General features: G+C 28.2%; 2 protein-coding genes. Both read left to right on the top strand.

Annotated elements, in window-relative coordinates; all coding sequences use genetic code 11:
* Window positions 1-220 (top strand): hypothetical protein (locus HMPREF9131_RS04440; RefSeq protein ID WP_009345645.1); only part of this gene is annotated, 220 nt, incomplete at its 5' end.
* Window positions 217-1,172: folylpolyglutamate synthase/dihydrofolate synthase family protein (locus HMPREF9131_RS04435; RefSeq protein WP_009345644.1), on the top strand; the 956-nt coding region annotated here is incomplete at its 3' end. The genes HMPREF9131_RS04440 and HMPREF9131_RS04435, both read left to right, overlap by 4 nt.

Below are 1,172 nucleotides of genomic sequence, written 5' to 3'. Positions count from 1 at the left end.
AAAAGATTTGATAGATTTTGACAAGGAGCTTCAAAGACTAGAAAAAGAATTAAAGGATGCTCAATCTGAAATGAAAAGGGCACAAGGAAAGTTAAATAATAAAGGCTTTGTTGAAAAAGCACCTCAAAAATTAGTTGATGAAGAAAAAGCTAAGATTGAAAAATATTCACAAATAATTAAGAAAATTGAGGAAAATATAGGACAGATTAAAAATAGATGATATATAAAGAGCTCATTGATAACATAGAAAATAGGGTAGGTAAATTTAAGTCTAAGGGAAACATCAGAATGATAAAAATTCTTGAGCATTTTGATAATCCTTGTGATTCTATGAAATTTATTCATATTGCAGGAACAAATGGCAAGGGTTCCACATCCTATTTTTTATATGAAATTTTAAAATCTAAGTTCAAGGTGGGGTTATATACCTCACCTGGGCTAACTTCATATAGGGATAGAATTGTTGTAGGAGATTTACGAATTTCTCAGAGTGAATTTCTAAGCATTGGTGAAGAAATCTTAGAAAAAGAAAAGTTAATACTTGACCGATATGGAGAACTTAATAAGTTTGAATTTTTGACAACAATTGCTTTTATTTACTTCAAAAGAAAAAATTGCCAGCTTGTAGTTTTAGAGGTTGGAATGGGTGGACGTTGTGATTCCACAAATATTATTAAAGCTGAAAATAAATTAATATCTATAATTACATCAATCTCTTATGACCATATGCAATACTTAGGAAATACTATTGAAGAAATATCTTCAGAAAAAGCTGGAATAATTTGCCAAAATGCTATAGTTGTAACATCAAATAAGGACAAAAAAATCCTAAAAGTTTTGCAAGATGAATGTAAGAAAAAAAATGCAAGTATATATTATTCAAAAGACTTATGTGTAAAAATTTTAAAATCTGATTTGCAAGGGTCGAAATTTATTTTAAATTTAGAAAAAAAAGACTACGAAATTTCTCTAGATCAAATTGGACTATATCAGATAGAAAATGCCATCCTATGCCTTTATAGTCTTTTTATTTTAATAAAAAAAGCTCTTATTGATTTTGATTTTACCAAGGCAACAAAATTAATAAAAGATGCTAAATGGAAGGGCAGAATGGATCTTGTAAGTAAAAATCCAAGAATCTTATTAGATGGAGCTCATAATATTGGTGGCAT

Source organism: Peptoniphilus sp. oral taxon 836 str. F0141 (assembly GCF_000179335.1).
Classification (GTDB): domain Bacteria; phylum Bacillota; class Clostridia; order Tissierellales; family Peptoniphilaceae; genus Peptoniphilus_A; species Peptoniphilus_A lacrimalis.
The sequence above is the reverse complement of the archived record's forward strand: the minus strand, read 5'-3'. Positions and strand labels throughout refer to the sequence as shown.